At 34.0% G+C, this 17,204-nt stretch carries 17 protein-coding genes and 1 pseudogene; 15 read left to right on the top strand and 3 right to left on the bottom strand.

The features are described 5' to 3' along the window. The first annotated feature begins 75 nt into the window (after positions 1 to 75). The 10 genes and pseudogenes from asnB to A6J74_RS05755 all read left to right on the top strand — a co-directional run bounded on the left by asnB (position 76) and on the right by A6J74_RS05755 (position 8,689). Complete coding sequence (gene asnB / locus A6J74_RS05800; RefSeq protein WP_080609413.1) at positions 76 to 1,977, top strand: asparagine synthase (glutamine-hydrolyzing); 1,902 nt, start codon at positions 76 to 78, stop codon at positions 1,975 to 1,977. A gap of 94 nt (positions 1,978 to 2,071) precedes the next feature. Further along, positions 2,072 to 2,431 carry a GNAT family N-acetyltransferase gene (locus A6J74_RS05795; RefSeq protein ID WP_000559960.1) on the top strand — a complete coding sequence of 120 codons (360 nt, stop codon included), beginning with the start codon at positions 2,072 to 2,074 and terminating at the stop codon, positions 2,429 to 2,431. A 51-nt stretch (positions 2,432 to 2,482) separates the two neighbouring features. Then, complete coding sequence (locus A6J74_RS05790; protein WP_000200454.1) at positions 2,483 to 2,812, top strand: hypothetical protein; 330 nt, start codon at positions 2,483 to 2,485, stop codon at positions 2,810 to 2,812. A 105-nt stretch (positions 2,813 to 2,917) separates the two neighbouring features. Then, the gene (locus A6J74_RS05785) at positions 2,918 to 3,919 is read left to right on the top strand and encodes an N-acetylmuramoyl-L-alanine amidase (protein WP_000779881.1); all 1,002 of its coding nucleotides are present in this window, start codon (positions 2,918 to 2,920) and stop codon (positions 3,917 to 3,919) included. 234 nt (positions 3,920 to 4,153) lie between these two features. After that, positions 4,154 to 5,116, top strand: coding sequence for an ABC transporter substrate-binding protein (locus A6J74_RS05780; protein WP_000903334.1), 963 nt, complete (start codon positions 4,154 to 4,156; stop codon positions 5,114 to 5,116). A gap of 215 nt (positions 5,117 to 5,331) precedes the next feature. Beyond that, entirely contained in the window at positions 5,332 to 6,207 is an 876-nt protein-coding gene (gene dat, locus A6J74_RS05775; RefSeq protein WP_000648378.1) for a D-amino-acid transaminase, read from the top strand. Between the two features lie 98 nt (positions 6,208 to 6,305). After that, positions 6,306 to 6,953 (top strand): nitroreductase family protein, encoded by a 648-nt coding sequence (locus tag A6J74_RS05770; RefSeq protein ID WP_001105132.1) that lies wholly within the window; start codon positions 6,306 to 6,308, stop codon positions 6,951 to 6,953. 262 nt (positions 6,954 to 7,215) lie between these two features. Next, positions 7,216 to 7,704 carry a putative periplasmic lipoprotein gene (locus A6J74_RS05765; RefSeq protein WP_000713451.1) on the top strand — a complete coding sequence of 163 codons (489 nt, stop codon included), beginning with the start codon at positions 7,216 to 7,218 and terminating at the stop codon, positions 7,702 to 7,704. Between the two features lie 76 nt (positions 7,705 to 7,780). Beyond that, positions 7,781 to 8,026, top strand: a pseudogene (locus A6J74_RS30630) (hypothetical protein). Positions 8,027 to 8,140: 114 nt separating this feature from the next. Next, on the top strand, positions 8,141 to 8,689 hold the full coding sequence (locus tag A6J74_RS05755) for a cysteine hydrolase family protein (protein WP_000816780.1): 549 nt from the start codon (positions 8,141 to 8,143) through the stop codon (positions 8,687 to 8,689). A 33-nt stretch (positions 8,690 to 8,722) separates the two neighbouring features. On the opposite strand, the gene A6J74_RS05750 is transcribed toward A6J74_RS05755, so the two are convergent. Then, positions 8,723 to 9,172: an NUDIX hydrolase gene (locus A6J74_RS05750; RefSeq protein ID WP_000540498.1), complete on the bottom strand. Its 450-nt coding sequence runs from the start codon at positions 9,170 to 9,172 to the stop codon at positions 8,723 to 8,725. A 349-nt stretch (positions 9,173 to 9,521) separates the two neighbouring features. Between A6J74_RS05750 and A6J74_RS05745 the strand changes: the two genes are divergently transcribed. The 5 genes from A6J74_RS05745 (at position 9,522) to adhP (ending at position 14,757) form a co-directional block, all read left to right on the top strand. After that, positions 9,522 to 10,415 (top strand): mechanosensitive ion channel family protein, encoded by an 894-nt coding sequence (locus A6J74_RS05745; protein ID WP_000025244.1) that lies wholly within the window; start codon positions 9,522 to 9,524, stop codon positions 10,413 to 10,415. Positions 10,416 to 10,640: 225 nt separating this feature from the next. Continuing rightward, positions 10,641 to 11,759, top strand: a complete 1,119-nt coding sequence (gene casK, locus A6J74_RS05740; protein WP_080609411.1) for a two-component system sensor histidine kinase CasK — start codon at positions 10,641 to 10,643, stop codon at positions 11,757 to 11,759. A gap of 14 nt (positions 11,760 to 11,773) precedes the next feature. Continuing rightward, positions 11,774 to 12,409: a two-component system response regulator CasR gene (casR, locus tag A6J74_RS05735; RefSeq protein ID WP_000694625.1), complete on the top strand. Its 636-nt coding sequence runs from the start codon at positions 11,774 to 11,776 to the stop codon at positions 12,407 to 12,409. Between the two features lie 129 nt (positions 12,410 to 12,538). After that, entirely contained in the window at positions 12,539 to 13,393 is an 855-nt protein-coding gene (locus A6J74_RS05730; protein WP_001119636.1) for a MurR/RpiR family transcriptional regulator, read from the top strand. A 326-nt stretch (positions 13,394 to 13,719) separates the two neighbouring features. After that, the gene (gene adhP, locus A6J74_RS05725; RefSeq protein WP_000649126.1) at positions 13,720 to 14,757 is read left to right on the top strand and encodes an alcohol dehydrogenase AdhP; all 1,038 of its coding nucleotides are present in this window, start codon (positions 13,720 to 13,722) and stop codon (positions 14,755 to 14,757) included. A gap of 151 nt (positions 14,758 to 14,908) precedes the next feature. On the opposite strand, the gene A6J74_RS05720 is transcribed toward adhP, so the two are convergent. Both A6J74_RS05720 and A6J74_RS05715 read right to left on the bottom strand, forming a co-directional pair. After that, a complete protein-coding gene (locus A6J74_RS05720) occupies positions 14,909 to 15,928 on the bottom strand; it encodes an ABC transporter permease (protein ID WP_000836580.1) in 1,020 nt (339 codons plus the stop codon). Next, positions 15,925 to 16,827 (bottom strand): ABC transporter permease subunit, encoded by a 903-nt coding sequence (locus A6J74_RS05715; protein ID WP_000903311.1) that lies wholly within the window; start codon positions 16,825 to 16,827, stop codon positions 15,925 to 15,927. Before A6J74_RS05715 ends, A6J74_RS05720 begins: the two co-directional genes overlap by 4 nt. Positions 16,828 to 17,204 lie beyond the last annotated feature (377 nt).

Here is a 17,204-nt window from a genome sequence, read left to right as displayed (position 1 = left end):
GTTGATTATGCTAGTATAAATAGGGTTGATATAGTAGTATAGAAACAAAATGAAAACCGAAAGAGGGTAAGAAGTATGTGTGGTTTTGTAGGATGTTTATGTGAAAACCCTAGAGAGTTTTCAGAAACAGAAAAACATCAATTTGAAAATATGAACACGATGATTTTCCACCGCGGTCCAGATGACGAAGGATATTTTCGTGATGAACATGTACAATTTGGCTTCCGCCGTTTAAGTATCATTGACTTAGAGGCAGGACATCAGCCGCTAACTTATGAAAATGATCGATATGTAATTATTTTTAATGGTGAAATTTACAATTATGTAGAATTACGCGAAATGTTACTTGAAAAAGGTGCGACTTTCGCAACGCAATCTGATACAGAAGTTATCATTGCATTGTATGCACATATGAAAGAAAAATGTGTAGACTATCTTCGTGGTATGTTTGCATTTATGATTTGGGATCGTGAAGAAAAGAAACTTTTCGGTGCACGTGACCACTTTGGTATTAAACCATTATATATCGCGCAACAAGGTGATACTACATTCTTCGCATCTGAGAAGAAAAGTATTATGCATGTAATGGAAGACAAAGGGGTAAACCCAACGTCACTACAACATTACTTTACGTACCAATATGGTCCAGAACCAGAAACATTAACAATTGATGTTAATAAAATTGAGCCTGGTCATTATTTCGTAAAGGAAATCGGTAAAGAGATGGAAATCCATCGCTACTGGAAGCCTTATTTCAATGCTTCAAGCGCAACGAAAGAAGAGCATATCCAAGCAATTCGTGATGTATTATACGATTCAGTAAAAGTACATATGCGAAGTGATGTACCAGTAGGTTCATTCTTATCTGGTGGTATCGATTCATCTATTATCGCTTCTATCGCAAGAGAAATGAATCCGAACCTTTTAACGTTCTCTGTTGGTTTTGAACAACGTGGTTTCAGTGAAGTTGATGTTGCGAAAGAAACTGCTGAGAAATTAGGCGTTAAAAACCATAACGTATTTATTTCAGCGAAAGAATTTATGGATGAGTTCCCAAAAATTATTTGGCATATGGATGATCCTTTAGCAGATCCAGCAGCTGTACCATTGTACTTCGTTGCAAAAGAAGCACGTAAACATGTAACAGTTGTTCTTTCAGGGGAAGGCGCAGACGAGCTATTTGGTGGTTATAACATTTACCGTGAGCCAAACTCACTAAAAATGTTCTCGTACATTCCTAGCCCAGGTAAGAGCGTTCTAAAAGCATTAAGCGGTGCTCTTAAAGAAGGATTTAAAGGAAAGAGCTTCCTAGAGCGTGGATGTACGCCAATTGAGGAGCGCTACTATGGAAACGCGAAAATCTTCCGTGAAGAAGAGAAAGCGGAATTAATGAAGTTCTACAATGAAAGTGTTAACTATATGGATATCACGAAACCATTGTATAACGAGATTAAAGATTATGATGATGTAAGTAAAATGCAGTACATTGACATGTTCACGTGGTTACGTGGTGACATTTTATTAAAAGCTGATAAAATGACAATGGCAAACTCATTAGAACTTCGTGTACCGTTCTTAGATAAAGAAGTATTCGATGTTGCATCTAAAATTCCAACTGAATTAAAGATTGCTAACGGAACTACGAAAGCTATTTTACGTGAAGCAGTACGCGGAATCGTTCCAGATCACGTGTTAGATCGTAAAAAACTTGGATTCCCGGTACCAATTCGTCACTGGTTAAAAGATGAAATGCATGACTGGGCTATAAATATTATAAACGAAAGTAAAACAGATCATTTAATCGACAAACAGTATGTATTAAACTTACTGGAAGCACATTGTGCAGATAAAGGCGATTATAGCCGTAAAATTTGGACTGTACTTGCGTTTATGGTTTGGCACCAAATTTATGTTGAGCATAAATACGATACGAATAAGTTCCACGAAGAAACAAAACGTGCGTATAGCTTAGTTTAATAAGAAAAACCTTAAGACCGCATATGGTCTTAAGGTTTTTTTTCATAAATAGAACGTATTATTGATACAATAATAGTAAAAGGATGGACAACATATGATTGCGTTTGAAAAAGTAACAGTAGAAAATGAAAGCGTTGTTAAAGAAATGTTCCGCTCGCATAATGTAAGTGAGAAACAGGTGCAGTATTGCGTAAAAGTTGATGATACATATATTGGTGTAATAGATTACAGTGTTCAAGAAGAGAGTGTAGTTTTATCTCAATTAATAATTCATTTTGATTATCAAAGTTACGGATATGGAACAAATACGTATTTTACATTTGAAGAGATGATGAAACAAAGAGGTGTGAAAGAGATAAAAGTGTTACAAAAGGAATTAACAGAACAAGCAAAAACTTTCATAGAGAGCTTTGGCTTTAATGAAGAAGATGGAACATACGTGAAGAAAATATAACGATGATTAGTAATGTGCTAAAATAAATATAAGGCAGGTGGATACATGATAATGACTTCTGGTCTTGTATTAATTGGAGGATGTTTTATTTTGGCAGAACTAAGCCATAAGTTCATTCGGAAAAGAGCTAGTAAGAAAAGAAAGCCGTACGAATTACAATATGTACCTGTGTTTTTTATTTTGTTTTGCATGCTTGTTACAGTACAAAATATTACTAATTTCCCGCCACTTTTGAACATTTTTTTAAAGTTCGGTTTGTTATACAGCGGTGTTGGAATGGGTCTTTTATTTATTTTATTTTGCATACGTTATATTCACTATCAATCGTATATATTTATTTTAAATTGGTTAAAGCAAGATGATAGAAACCGCCTTACATAAGGTGGTTTTTTATTTGTAATTGTAACGGAACTTGTACATTTTACATAAAATAGGACGAGTAGCAATGTAAACCTATTACACGAAAGAAAGGAACGAGACAGTGATATGAAACTTGTAATAGACGCAGGTCACGGTGGATATGATTCTGGTGCTGTTGGTAATGGTTTAGTAGAAAAAAACTTAACACTTCAAATAGCGAGACGTGTGCGAGACATTCTATCTGCAAACTACCCAATTACTATTAAAATGACACGTGATAGTGATGTATTTATCTCTTTATCAGAACGTGCTAATATCGCTAATTCTTTTGGAGCAGATTACTTTATCTCATTTCATATAAATAGTGGCGGTGGAACTGGATTTGAAAGTTATATTTATAATGGGTTATCTAACAGTAGCTCCGCATATGCAAAGCAACAAAAAATTCATGCAGCAGTCAATCCTGTATTAACAAAATACGGCCTTCGTGACCGAGGGGCAAAAAAAGCAAATTATGCAGTACTAAGAGAGACTGCAATGGATGCAATTTTAACTGAGACTGCTTTTATTGATACAACGTTTGATGCAAATTTATTGAAAAACCCACAATTTATTGAAGATCTATGTCAAGCATATGTAAACGGAATAGCAGCTATTTTTGGAGTAGCTCCGAATCCAAATCCTCCAAATCCACAACCTCCAAACCCTCAGCCAACACCACAAACGAAGGGAATTGCTTATATACTTGGGAAAAATGTAAATTTAAGAAGTGGCCCATCAACATCATCTTCAGTAATTCGCCAATTAAACTCTCCAGAATCGTATGTCGTATATCAAGAAAGTAACGGATGGTTAGACTTAGGTAACGGACAGTGGGTGTATTATGACCCGTCTTACATTAATTTTGTAAAGACGAGCAATAGTGATGGTAGCGCAATCGGTGTCGCATATATACAAGGAACGAATGTGAATTTAAGAAGTGGTCCATCAACATCTTCTTCAGTAATTCGTAAATTAAATAAACCAGAATCTTATTTAGTATTTATTAATCAAAACAGTTGGTTGAACCTTGGTGGAAATCAGTGGGTGTATAATGATCCATCATATATTAAATATAATCAATATTAGGAAATAAATTTATAATGTAATATGAATGCGTATCTATATATAACATAGATACGCATTTTAAGAACGGCCATTATTTACATACTTATACAGATAGTTTCAAAAAGAAACATTTGAATAACGGATAGAATCTAAATAGTATATATTAAAAAAGTTCTCTGATATACATTGACAATGTATGTAATATACATTAACCTTTAGTTGTTAATGATAATCGATTTCATCTAGGGAGGACATATGTTACATACTAAAAAAATGTTTATGTTCTGCATTATGATACTTATGGTTATAATCGCAGGGTGTAGTAAAGAAGAAAAAAAAGAAAATGATCCATCAGCTAAAGCGAAAGATTCTTATACTGTAAAGCATGCAATGGGGGAAACAACAGTAAATGGTACACCTAAAAAAGTTGTTGTTTTAACAAATGAAGGTGCAGAGGCTCTTCTAGCTGTGGGAGTAACGCCAGTTGGAACTACGAAACCGCGTGCGGGTGATGAATGGTACCCTCATTTAGCGAAAGAGTTAAAAGATACGAAAGTTGTAGGAACTGAGCGTGATATTAATTTAGAGGCAGTAATGAAGCTTAAGCCGGATTTAATTATCGGGAATAAAATGCGTCATGAAAAAATATATGAACAATTGAAAGAAATCGCGCCAACTGTATACGCTGAAACATTGCGTGGAGATTGGAAGGAAAACTTTACGCTCTATACAAAGGCTGTAAATAAAGAAAAAGAAGGTCAAAAGGCAATTGAAGATTATAAAAAGCGTATTGAAGGAATGAAAGAGAAGCTAGGAGATAAATTAAGCTCTAAAGTTTCTATTATTCGCTTCGTTCCAGGTGATGTTCGTATATATCAAAAGAACTCATTCTCAGGTGTTGTTTTAAACGATATTGGATTTAAACGACCACCATTACAAGATAAAGATGAATTTGCGATAAAAGGAATTACAAAAGAACAAATTCCAAATATGGACGGGGACTACTTATTCTATTTCACATCTGATAAAGATGGCGATAAGAAGAATGAAGGAAACACGTTAGCAAAAGAATGGACAGAAGACCCACTCTTTAAGCAGCTACAAGCCTCTAAAAATAATAAAGTATTCCAAGTAGATGAAGTAATTTGGAATACAGCAGGCGGTATTAAAGCAGCAAACCTAATGCTAGATGATATTGAAAAATATTTTCTGAAATAAAGTTGAACCAATCAGGCGATTACGGGCCGTTATCTCCCACCTAACCTTGAGGTGAGAGTTTTACTGCTCGTCAATAGCGGGATAAATGAATGGCTGAGTGCATCACTTTAAATAGGTGATGCATTTTTTATTTATATAAATACAGAAAATTCCTTTTTTTCAGTCGTTTTAAGTTGTACAATAAAATCAATCACGTAATAAAGGAGTGGGAAGGAATGAAAGCTACTCATAAAGATTGGATTTTGTTTAATGGGAGAATTGTAAATACGAAGGAAGAACAGCCGATGGTTGCATTAGAAGAGCGAGGTTTCCAATTTGGTGATGGTATATATGAGGTATTCAGACTATACGATGGGAAGCCACATTTATTAGATTTACATTTGGAGCGTTTTTTTAAATCAATGGAAGAAATTAAACTCATTGCACCATTTACAAAGAAAGAGTTAGTAGAAGAGCTACATCAAATGATTGAAAAAAATCAATTTCAAGAAGATGGTAATGTATATTTACAAATATCAAGAGGTGCTCAAGCAAGAAACCATGTATATGAAAAAGACCTTCAACCAACGTATTTTGCAAATATTGTTTCGTTCCCAAGACCAGTCGCTACGATGGAAGTCGGTATAAAAGTAACGGTAGAGGAGGATATAAGATGGAAATTTTGTCATATAAAATCATTAAATCTACTTCCTAATATCATGATTAAAAATAAAATAAATGAACAAGGATATCAAGAAGCGATTTTAGTGCGAGATGGAGTTGTAACAGAGGGATGTCATTCTAATTTTTTCATAGTAAAAAATGATAAACTGATTACACATCCAGCTGATCACTTTATTTTGCATGGTATTACTCGCCATTATGTTATAACATTAGCGAAAGAGTTACATATCGAAGTAGAAGAACGAGAATTTTCATTACAAGAGGTATATGAGGCGGATGAGTGCTTTTTTACAGCGACACCACTCGAAATATTCCCGGTTGTTCAAATTGGCGATGAACAGTTTGCTAGCGGCGAAAGAGGACCAATTACGAAAAAACTACAATCTGCATATGAAGAAAGTATTAGTTTGTTTAAAGTGACAAATTAATAATGAAGAAAAAAAGCTGGTATTCCCCCAGCTTTTTTTCATGATATAATTCAAACATAGGACAGGTTTTGAAAACGCTGTAAAAGGGGATTTAATGTATGAATTATGAAGCTTTTAAAGAGGTAATCCACGGAAGAAGAAGTGTTAGAAAGTTTACAGAACAAGAAGTATCTACTAGTGATATAAAAGAAATTATTGATTGCGCTCGTTATGCACCGAGTGATACGAACTCGCAAACGTGGGAGTTCTTAGTCATTATGAATCGAGAGAAAATTAAAGAAATTGAACAAATGACTTGGGATGCATTACATAAACTTGCGGCAAAAGCAGCAGAAAATGGAGAAGAGAAAGCAGGGAAATTACTTACACGTTCTTTCGGGCCATATGCAACAGCTTTCTCTGAGGCACCAGTATTAATCGTATGTTTGGCAACATCTTATGAATCAAAGTTTCGTGAAAAGATATTTGATCCAATTGCCTTCGTTCCGGATGCAGTGTGGGAAGAGGAAGGAATTAAGAGTAGCTGTTTAGCGGCACAAAACTTAATGCTGGCTGCACATGCGAAGGGTCTTGGTACGTGTCCAATGACAGGGCCTGTATTGTTAGCTCAAAAAGAACTAAGACAATATTTTCAAATTGAGACCGAAAAACAAATAAATATGGTTATTTCACTCGGTTATCCGAAAGATAAACCGAAAAAACTTCCAAGAAAAGAAGTAGATGAGATTACAACGTTTATTTTTTAATCACCATATAGAAAAGACATTGAAATAACAATGTCTTTTTATTTTGGATAGGTATGTTATTAATTTGTTGGGCTAAAATGATAAATAAGATAAAATTACTATTTATTTCATTAAAAAAATTAATGTTCTATTAAGGAAAGTATGGTACAGTAATCGTGAGCAAGCTACTAGTATTTGTTCATGAAAGTGTTAAAAATAGTTTTAAAATTACAAAGTTATTTTTGTATAATAAATTATAATGAAATTACAGGGGGGATGAATTTTGAAGAAATTCATAATCGCTGGATTGTCTGTATTGTTATTAGTAGGCTGTGGTGCTCCAAAGGAAAAAGAGGATGCACAGTCAAATCAGGAAGAACAAGTTGTAAATGCGAGTGAGGAGAGTGTGGTTGTATTTCCTGAAGGGGCAGTACCAATTGGAGAAGGGATAGTAAAAGTCATTACACCAGATGGTACTTCTGAAAACGGCAATACACCGACTGTATTTATCAAAAAAGATACTTTAATTCAGCAAGTTGAATTAGAACTTTCTAATTTTCAAAACGATAAAGAAACATTCGTATTTGTAGATCAAATATTTGCTGATAAACATCAAGTAACTAGTACAACACAGACAACAGTACAATTAAAAGAAAAGACACTTGAGACAGGTAGTCATACGATTACTGCAGCTCAGTTTGAAAATAATGACCCAAAAGGAAAAGTCATTAGCTTTAATCAAGCGACGTTTGAAACGAAGCCAGCATCTTAATTATGGATAAAAAGTACATTACTTAAAGTAGTAGTGTACTTTTTAATTTGGATATAAATGGGTTGTTGAGAATAATTTGTTTCACTTTCTAGTACGTATGAATAGTAAGAAATTACTCTTTACTACTAAGAAAGAGAAAGAGGTTGAAGGTGTGCAGTGATTTGTTCGTATCATCTTGCTTAGTATGATGATTTCGATAATCTGGTTTACTTTACACGAGGTGGTTGAAGTTACGCTCAATTATCAAATCCATGACATGCTAATAGGAACAGTATGTTTTGTCATAGTATATCTGTTTTATGATAAACTTAGATTAAGTTAAGTTTTGCAAGAAAAATGTAGGTATTTCATTTGAAATGTCGAATAGTACATACGATGTCGTAATAACAAATTTTCTATTGTTTATTGTGAAACAGGAGAAGGAGAGATAGTAGTTATGAAACGAGCTCTTATTAATATCGATTATACATATGATTTTGTAGCTGAAAAAGGTGCTTTAACTTGCGGAAAACCAGGTCAAGAAATTGAGAAGGAACTTGTACATATAACGAAGCAATATATTGAAAATGGAGATTATGTAGTGTTTGCAATCGACAAACATGAAGAAAATGATGAATATCATCCAGAAGTAAAGTTGTTCCCTCCTCATAATATAGCAGGTACAAATGGAAGAGACTTATTCGGTGAATTACAAGATGTATACGAAAAATATAAAAATGATGCGAATGTATATTATATGGATAAAACGCGATACAGTGCATTTGCTGGAACAGATCTAGAGATGAAGTTGAGAGAACGAGGAATAGAAGAAGTTCATCTTGTAGGGGTGTGCACTGATATTTGTGTTCTTCATACAGCAGTAGATGCTTATAATAAAGGATTTAAAATTGTTGTATATGAAAAGGCAGTTGCATCTTTTAATGCGCAAGGACATGAATATGCACTTGGACATTTTAAATCTTGTTTACATGCAGAAGTGAAGTGAAAAAGAGGCCTTTGAAAAGGCCTCTTTTTACGTTTAAATTGAGACGACATTTTGCTCAATTAGTTTTTTTATGAAAGGGCTAATGTTTTCTGGTAGCCCATTTAAATCAAAAAATTGTACATGTAATGATTCAACTCCGTCAGCTTTTAGCAAGCCACCTTTAATGTCTTTGCAAAGGTAAGCGATTGTTATAGGATAAAATTCATCTCCGTTCGCTAATTTCACAAAACACTCTTTACCTGAAAATACACTTACTAACTGAAGTATACCAATTTCAATACCTGTTTCTTCAAGTACTTCTCGTCTTCCGGCTTCTTCTGTGGATTCACCAAGTTCCACAAAACCTCCAGGAACACCCCACATGCCATTTCGTCTTTGTTGTAGTAATATTTGTCCTTGGTCATTTAAAACAGCTACAGCAACTCCTGCTAAATTGAGTGGTCTTGATCCAACAATTTCTCTTAGTTCTTCGATATACCCCATTAATTGTAACCTCCGTGAAAAAAGTATCAAATGAATGATTCGGTGTTATGTGAATGTATTCCTTTAAATGAGGTAAGTATTACAAAGTTGTTTATAAAAATTTCTATTGTAATCTCCCTTTAGATTATTAAAAAGGGTATATTTATAGTAAATAGAAAAGGGCATCAGAAGTTGAAAGATTAATGAAAGGGTTATATTGTTAAAGATGTACTAGGGATACAAATACATAGTTAAGAAAGTAAAATGAAAGGTCAGAGGAAAAGTTACGAAAGAAAATTTTGAGATAATTAATAAGGAATTATTATAGATTAGCTCTACATGAAAATTTAAAAAATAAGGAAGTGGATAGATGAGTATATTAGCGTATACGGAGGAGTTTTTTAATTATGTAAGGGAGTTTTTACTATTAAGGTTTTTACTATTTGCTTTAGTTCTTATCATTATTTCGTTTGTTATTAATCGCATTATTGATTGGTTTTTTAGAAAGTCCAGCTTTTTTGATGAAGAGGTAGAGCAGACGATTCAAAGTGTCATTCGATCTATTTTTAGATATATCATTATCATCAGTCTAATCATTTATTTAATTAGTCAGTTTGTAGATATAAAAAGTATCATTGCAGGTGCAGGGATAGCGGGAGTTGTCATTGGTTTTGCTGCGCAACAGATGCTAAAAGATGTCATATTAGGCTTTGCGAGATTAGCGGACAAAGAGTTTCGCGTTGGCGATTTTGTTACTTTTAATGGAACAAATTCAGGAACTATTGAGGAAATTAGTATTCGTTTTATGCAAATACGTGAATGGTCAGGAAAACTACTTACCATACCACATGGAGAGATTAGAACGATACAAAATTTTAATAAAGGGTGGATGCGAGTAATTGAACGCATCACGGTAAGTTATCAGGAAGACCCTACAAGAGTTAAGGAATTGCTAGAAGACGTATGTGTGATATGCAATGAAAATTTGGAACAAAGTTTGTATAGAGTAGAGGATGAGGCTGTTGAACCATTTAAATATGTTGGTGTTACAGACTTAAATCCTAACCTTAAATATGTTGGATATGAATTTTGTATTACAGGTTTAATTAAACCAGAAGATTATTTTGAAACTTCTAGACAAGTAAGGTTTGCATTAATGGCTATGTTCCATAAACATCAAGTGCAAATGCCAGCAGCGAATATGTTCGTTACTACTGAAAGTTTGCAGCATATCCGTGGAGAACAATTTTTGTCAGACAATTAAATAAAGCTTTACATTTAGAATTCTGATTTATAGATGTAGATGAGTCTTAGAGGGTTTAAAAGTAACTTCATTACTTGGCGTTGTTCAGTTTAAGAATTACGCGGTCAAAATTTAAAGGGAAAATAAAAAAATGATTGATAAATAAAAAGAGCTGAAGGAATTCAGCTCTTTTTATTTGTAGAATTTAGAAATTTCTTAATGTTATAATGATAGTTGGTGATGAGAATGAACTTTGAAGAAAAAGAGATACATCGTTTAGAAGCATTAAAAGAAATTGCGGAATTGCTAAATGAAGCAACGAATTTACAGGACATGTTAGAAAAAGTTTTACATACATTGTTACAAGTTATGAATTTACAAACAGGGTGGATATTTTTTATTGATGAAAGTGGAAAGCACCGTATGCTTGTAGACGAAAACTTACCACCAGCTCTTACGTGGCAAGAGAAGAAGCCGATGTGTGAAGGAGACTGTTGGTGTGTAGAGCGTTTTGTGAATGGCAGATTAGAAAAAGCGACAAATATTATTGAATGTAAGCGAATAGAAGATGCGATTGAATGTAATTGGGGTGAAACAGAAGATGTTACACATCATGCGACAATTCCGCTTAGGTCCGGATCAGAGAAATTTGGTCTATTAAATGTGGCTGCACCTCATAAGACTCATTTTTCTGAGGAAGAGTTAGCGTTATTAGAAGCGATTGCATTTCAAATTGGAACGACAATACAACGTATTCAATTAGTGGAGAAAGAACGTAAATATGTAGTGGTAGCGGAAAGAAATCAACTTGCACGTGATTTACATGATTCAGTAAAACAATTGTTATTTTCTATTATGCTAACAGCGAAAGGGACTCTGAATATGACGCAAGATAGAGGTCTGCAAGAGATGTTAAGTTATATTGGAGAATTATCACAAGAAGCATTACAAGAGATGACGCTATTAATTTGGCAATTAAGACCTGAAGGATTAGAGAAAGGATTAGCAGAAGCAATTCAAAATTACGGGAAGTTATTAGGAGTTCAAGTGGAAGTTCGAATTGATGGGATGGTTTCAATTGGGGATGAAATAGAAGAAGTTTTATGGCGTATTAGCCAAGAGGCGCTACATAATTGTAAAAAGCATGCTTCGTGTGAAAAGGTACATGTTCTTTTAAAAATAGAAAATAACCAGTTACATTTTTACATAGAAGACAATGGAATAGGATTTATACAAGAACAAGTAAGGGGATCAGCACTTGGTCTGAAAAGTATGAAGGAACGTATTCAGTTGATGAAGGGATCGTTTCAAATTACAACAGAGCTAAAAAAGGGTACAAAAATAGAAATTCAATTGCCGATTTGAAGGGGAGAATAAGGTTGAAGATTAAACTGCTACTAGTTGAGGATCATCATATCGTTCGAAGAGGACTTGTATTCTTTTTGAAAACGAGAGAAGAATTTGAAATTATTGGGGAAGCGGAAAATGGCGAAGAGGCATTACATTTCGTGCAAAAAGAAAAACCGGATGTCGTGCTAATGGATGTATCGATGCCGAAAATGGATGGAATTGAGGCAACAAAACGTCTAAAGCAATACGATGAGACGATAAAGGTACTTATATTAAGTAGTTTTTCAGAGCAAGATTATGTTATACCAGCACTTGAAGCTGGAGCAGATGGTTATCAATTAAAAGAAGTACAACCTGAGCAACTTGTCGCTTCTATTATTGCAGTACATCAAGGAAATGCGAATTTTCACCCGAAAGTAACACCTGCATTAATGGGGCGTTCCGCAGTAAAGAAGGAAATAGAAAATCCTTTTTCAATGTTAACGAAAAGAGAGCAAGAGGTACTTCGCGAAATTGCGAAAGGAAGAAGCAACAAGGAAATTGCAGCAGAGCTTCACATTACAGAACAAACTGTGAAAACGCACGTTTCAAACGTTTTAGCTAAATTGGAAGTAGATGATCGTACACAAGCTGCATTATATGCGGTGAAGTATGGGGGAAACTAGTTATAAGTGTGTCATATGTTAAGGTAACATTTATAGGAACAAATAAATAATAGTATGATACCGAATAAAGGTTTTTCTTCTTTCAATAATTAGGTACAATATAGCTACAATGGAAGGGGAAGATATGCTATGCCTGGAACAAGAAGTGGGATTGGAAAAATTCAGGCTTCGTTAAACGGTTTGTCACCGAAATTGCGAAGTATTGCCGAACATATTTTGAAACATCCACAAGATGTTGTACATAAATCTATTACTGAATTAGCAGAAGTTACGAATAGTTCCGAAGCTACGATATTCCGCTTATGTAAACACCTTGGTTTGCAAGGGTTTCAAGATTTGAAAATTACATTAGCTCGTGAAATTGTACATACACCGATGCAAAATATTCATGAAGAAGTATCAGCAGAAGATAGTATGGTAACAGTTGCTAAAAAAGTTTTTCATTCGCATATTACAGGACTGCAAGATACATTACATTTGTTAAATGACACCGCACTTGAGAAAGCTGTACGAGCTTTGCAAGAAGCGAACCGAATTGAGTTTTACGGAAATGGTGGCTCTGGAATTATTGCGATGGATGCATATCATAAATTTATGAGAACGGGTATTTCTTGTATTGCTCATACAGATTCTCATTTTCAAATTATGGGTGCTGGTTTACTTACAAAAGAAGCAGTAATCATTGCAATTTCTCATTCTGGTAGTAATAAAGGATTATTGGAAGCGTTAGAAGTAGCAAAAGCAAGAGGAGCTTGCATTATTGCAATTACGAGCTATCAGAAATCAGCACTAAGTCAACTTGCTGATATAACACTTTATACTTCAACACGTGAAACAGAATTTCGTACGGAAGCAAGTTCATCACGCTTAGCGCAGCTAAGTTTATTAGATACTTTGTATGTAGGATTGTCGTTGCAACGACAAGAGGAAACACTACAAAATTTACAAAGTATACGTGAAACAATTTCGATGAAGCGAATATAAAAAAGCTCTTCAAATGAAGAGCTTTTTATATTGGTGGATCGTTTGATTATATAATCTCTAAATGTAGTTGATTTATTTTCCTGTAGAAAAATGCGACCTACTTATATTCATAAACTCTCATCTTTAATTCAGTTAAGAAATCGATTTATGCAATAATTCAAACATTGTTCATAATTTCACAATTTGCTTATGAAATGTCATGTTATGATGAACGTGTAATGATGATTGAACATTTAAATTTGGCGCAATAATTAGCCAAAATAGTGAGGACAGTAGTTGTGAGATGAACTCATTAAAACTCTAAAACACTAAAGGGGAGATCACATATGAAAGCAGTAGTGGTTAATAAAAACAGCAAAGCGAACATCGAGGTTATCGAAAAAGAATTACGTCCGTTACATTCAGGTGAAGCGTTAGTAGATGTAGAGTACTGTGGGGTTTGCCACACTGATTTACACGTTGCGAATCATGATTTTGGTAACACGGATGGCCGCATCCTTGGTCATGAAGGTGTAGGTATTGTTACTAAACTTGCTGATGATGTAACTTCACTTAAAGTTGGTGACCGTGTAAGTATTGCATGGATGTTCCAATCTTGTGGACGTTGTGAATATTGCGTAACTGGTAGAGAGACATTCTGTCGTGAAGTTAAAAATGCTGGTTATTCAGTAGATGGTGGTATGGCTGAACAATGTATCGTTACAGCTGATTATGCAGTGAAAGTACCAGAAGGATTAGATCCTGCTCAAGCATCATCAATTACATGTGCAGGCGTAACTACATATAAAGCTATTAAAGTATCAGATATTAAACCTGGTCAACCTATCGTCATCTATGGTTGTGGTGGATTAGGTAACTTAGCTATCCAATATGCTAAAAACGTATTTGGTGCAAAGGTAATTGCAGTAGATATTAATGATGATAAATTAGCCTTAGCAAAAGAGGTTGGTGCTGATATGACTATCAATCCAATTTCTCAAGGTCCTGCTGATAAGATTGTGCAAGATGAGTTTGGTGGTGCTTATGCTGCTGTAGTAACAGCCGTTTCTAAAGTAGCATTCAACTCAGCGGTTGATGCAGTACGTGCCTGTGGTAAAGTAGTTGCGGTAGGGTTACCAGTAGAAACTATGGATTTAAACATTCCACGACTTGTACTAGACGGAATTGAAGTAGTTGGCTCTCTAGTAGGTACTCGTAAGGATCTCGAAGAGGCATTTATGTTCGGTGCAGAAGGAAAAGTAGTACCGGTTGTTCAAACGTGTTCTCTAGATAAAGTACAAAATGTATTCGAAGAAATGGAACAAGGTAAAATTCAAGGGCGTATGGTAATCGATTTTAAACAGAATAGTTGTGATTGTAAATAATTCATTTTAAATATAAAAAGCATGAGTCTAGCAAAGGTCATGTAAAAAAGTTAGACGGCATAAAAAAGATGATTCCTGTATTCAATAGGGATCATCTTCTTTATATTCTACTAATATCAATGCCAATTCATACTTGATTGAGGAGATATGATTAAAAGTTCACTTTATTTGCAAACGAAAAAGAATCTTTATTTTTAACAAACTTTTTATGATCTGGAACGTTTTGAGTTGCTACAACTTGAGAATCTCTTGCTTTCAGTGCATCTTGAATCCCGATTGTCATAAGCTTAATAAATAGAATCGTAATAAAGAATGAAGCGAGAGTATAAAAAATAATCCACCATGAAAGATTCATTTCATTACGATTTAATCCAATAAGGCCTGCCCAATCATTAGATATAGAAACAGGTCTGAGCACTCCGTCATAGAGTTCACGCATTTGTATCCCGCCAATTACAATGTTAAGCAACGCTAAATGGATAACGAGTATGAGTGTTTGGACGATATGTTCCATGAATAACACAAATAAGCGGTCAAGTAATAAGACTCGTAAGTGTTTTTTGATAATATGAAAACGGCTAGCACCCAGTAATTGTGAACTTAAGATGTAATCTCGTTTCATAAATTCATCCACCTCTGAGGATATATATAAAGAAAGTGTAGGCAGAGCGACGAAAATAAGTACGAGTACTTGATAAAACGTAAATGAAATATTTGGATCTAACCCATCGGCATTTGATGTGATTACAATATTAACGGGCGTGATGAGTATGAATGCGATAAATAGAGTTGGAATATAATAAAAAACTTCTGAGCATGCCTGGAAAAATCTCTTGAGTTTTGGAGCGTATAAACTTAAGAGGATTCCTATACATGTTCCGCATAAAATTCGAAAGAAGCTAATTGCCACGGCTAATAAAATAGTGAATTTTGCTCCTTCTACAATTTGTAAGAAAACAGATTCTCCAAAACGATCAGATCCAAAAGGCGGTATTAACGATGGTGGAAAGGGGGCCTTTCCAAGTAATTCGTTATTGCCATTGTAAAGTAACTGAGGAGGTTTTGGGATGTTATCTTTAAAGAACCAACTATAAATAAAACTAGCTGAAATAAGTATGAATAAATAAGTAAAGCCGATTAAAAAGCGTTTTGATTTCCAAATAGATTTCATAATGTTGCTCCTTTCAATTGATTTTGCCATCTATTCATCATGAATGAGATTATTTGAAAAATGGCATAAAACGGTAAAATAATCATAACAAGTATGATAAATGCAGCTGGTGGTGAAATAAACGCCTTATTAAATAAAAATTGAATAATACCTTGCATATTAAAAACAAATTCTAAAATGAATAAGTTAGACAGTAAGAAAACAAAAATCGTTTTTAAATGATGGAAGAAGTGGATAGATATATTTTTGAATAAATGAATGCATAGTATATAACTTGATGAAAGGCCTTTTCCATATGCAACCTCTACGTAATGTTTTCCATGTTCTTCTTTTATGTATAACACCATCATCCGAAACATTTGTAATGTAGGTAAGACAGCTAAAGATAAAATAGGGAGTAAATAAGCTCGATTTTCATTAAAAGAAATAATGGTGACAGGAGATTCCCCGAATTTCTGAAGTACCCATATGAAAAATATTTGCAAACAAATCATCATCATCATATCAGGGACAGCTTCTAATATGAACACAATTCGGTTTATCCATTTTTTTATATAATCTTTTGCTAAAAAATAAAAAAATGCCATGCTAGAAGATAGAAAGAGCGCAAGTAAAAAGGCTAAAAATAATACAGTAAATGAATATAGGTAAGGTTCTAAAACAGTTGGGAATAATGGTGTTTTTTTGAAACTACCAAATTTCGGGTCTGAGCCGATAACCACTAATGATTCAGGGGAGAAAACCTCTTTTAACATAGTAACGATCTGATTAAAAAAATATATTGGTTGAAAGGTAAATCCTTGTTGAGTGATAAATAAATAAGGTAAATTTAATAATAGTAAGAGTGATAAAAGAATTGATGAAAGCTTAATTGTGAATTGAGTTATTGTATGTAACATTAAATCCCTCCGACATCTTTTTACAACATTATACAATAAATCCTAATTTATTGTTTTATTTTTCTGAAAAATAAGAAATTTTTTAGGTTTTATAATTATAATACGTAATATATATTCATATGGTAAAAAGGTTATACTAAGGAGCCGGTCCCTATGTCCATCAAGCAAAATGTGCAGTATTTTCATTTTCGAGGCATTTACTTTTCTTCAGTTGATGGGCATTTGGTGCTATTCCATTGCGATCAAGTTAATAGAACTAAGTTTTCTTAAAATAAAAACCACCGAAATATAGAAGTGATTTTGAACGTAAGGAATTTGTAAGGAAGGAGTAAGAAAAAAGAGATTTTCAATGTGTATGATCAAAATATAGAGAAGAA

This window comes from Bacillus sp. FDAARGOS_235, from assembly GCF_002073415.2.
Lineage (GTDB): Bacteria > Bacillota > Bacilli > Bacillales > Bacillaceae_G > Bacillus_A > Bacillus_A toyonensis.
The sequence above is the reverse complement of the archived record's forward strand: the minus strand, read 5'-3'. Positions and strand labels throughout refer to the sequence as shown.

Excerpts from the sequence above, each read along its gene's own strand:
- asnB (WP_080609413.1), top strand. The coding sequence starts at position 76 with ATGTGTGGTTTTGTAGGATGTTTATGTGAAAACCCTAGAGAGTTTTCA.
- A6J74_RS05780 (WP_000903334.1), top strand. The coding sequence starts at position 4,154 with ATGTTACATACTAAAAAAATGTTTATGTTCTGCATTATGATACTTATG.
- casK (WP_080609411.1), top strand. The coding sequence starts at position 10,641 with ATGAACTTTGAAGAAAAAGAGATACATCGTTTAGAAGCATTAAAAGAA.
- A6J74_RS05755 (WP_000816780.1), top strand. The coding sequence starts at position 8,141 with ATGAAACGAGCTCTTATTAATATCGATTATACATATGATTTTGTAGCT.
- adhP (WP_000649126.1), top strand. The coding sequence starts at position 13,720 with ATGAAAGCAGTAGTGGTTAATAAAAACAGCAAAGCGAACATCGAGGTT.
- A6J74_RS05770 (WP_001105132.1), top strand. The coding sequence starts at position 6,306 with ATGAATTATGAAGCTTTTAAAGAGGTAATCCACGGAAGAAGAAGTGTT.
- A6J74_RS05745 (WP_000025244.1), top strand. The coding sequence starts at position 9,522 with ATGAGTATATTAGCGTATACGGAGGAGTTTTTTAATTATGTAAGGGAG.
- A6J74_RS05785 (WP_000779881.1), top strand. The coding sequence starts at position 2,918 with ATGAAACTTGTAATAGACGCAGGTCACGGTGGATATGATTCTGGTGCT.
- A6J74_RS05750 (WP_000540498.1), bottom strand. The coding sequence starts at position 9,172 with ATGGGGTATATCGAAGAACTAAGAGAAATTGTTGGATCAAGACCACTC.
- A6J74_RS05790 (WP_000200454.1), top strand. The coding sequence starts at position 2,483 with ATGACTTCTGGTCTTGTATTAATTGGAGGATGTTTTATTTTGGCAGAA.
- A6J74_RS05795 (WP_000559960.1), top strand. The coding sequence starts at position 2,072 with ATGATTGCGTTTGAAAAAGTAACAGTAGAAAATGAAAGCGTTGTTAAA.
- A6J74_RS05730 (WP_001119636.1), top strand. The coding sequence starts at position 12,539 with ATGCCTGGAACAAGAAGTGGGATTGGAAAAATTCAGGCTTCGTTAAAC.
- A6J74_RS05720 (WP_000836580.1), bottom strand. The coding sequence starts at position 15,928 with ATGAAATCTATTTGGAAATCAAAACGCTTTTTAATCGGCTTTACTTAT.
- A6J74_RS05715 (WP_000903311.1), bottom strand. The coding sequence starts at position 16,827 with ATGTTACATACAATAACTCAATTCACAATTAAGCTTTCATCAATTCTT.
- dat (WP_000648378.1), top strand. The coding sequence starts at position 5,332 with ATGAAAGCTACTCATAAAGATTGGATTTTGTTTAATGGGAGAATTGTA.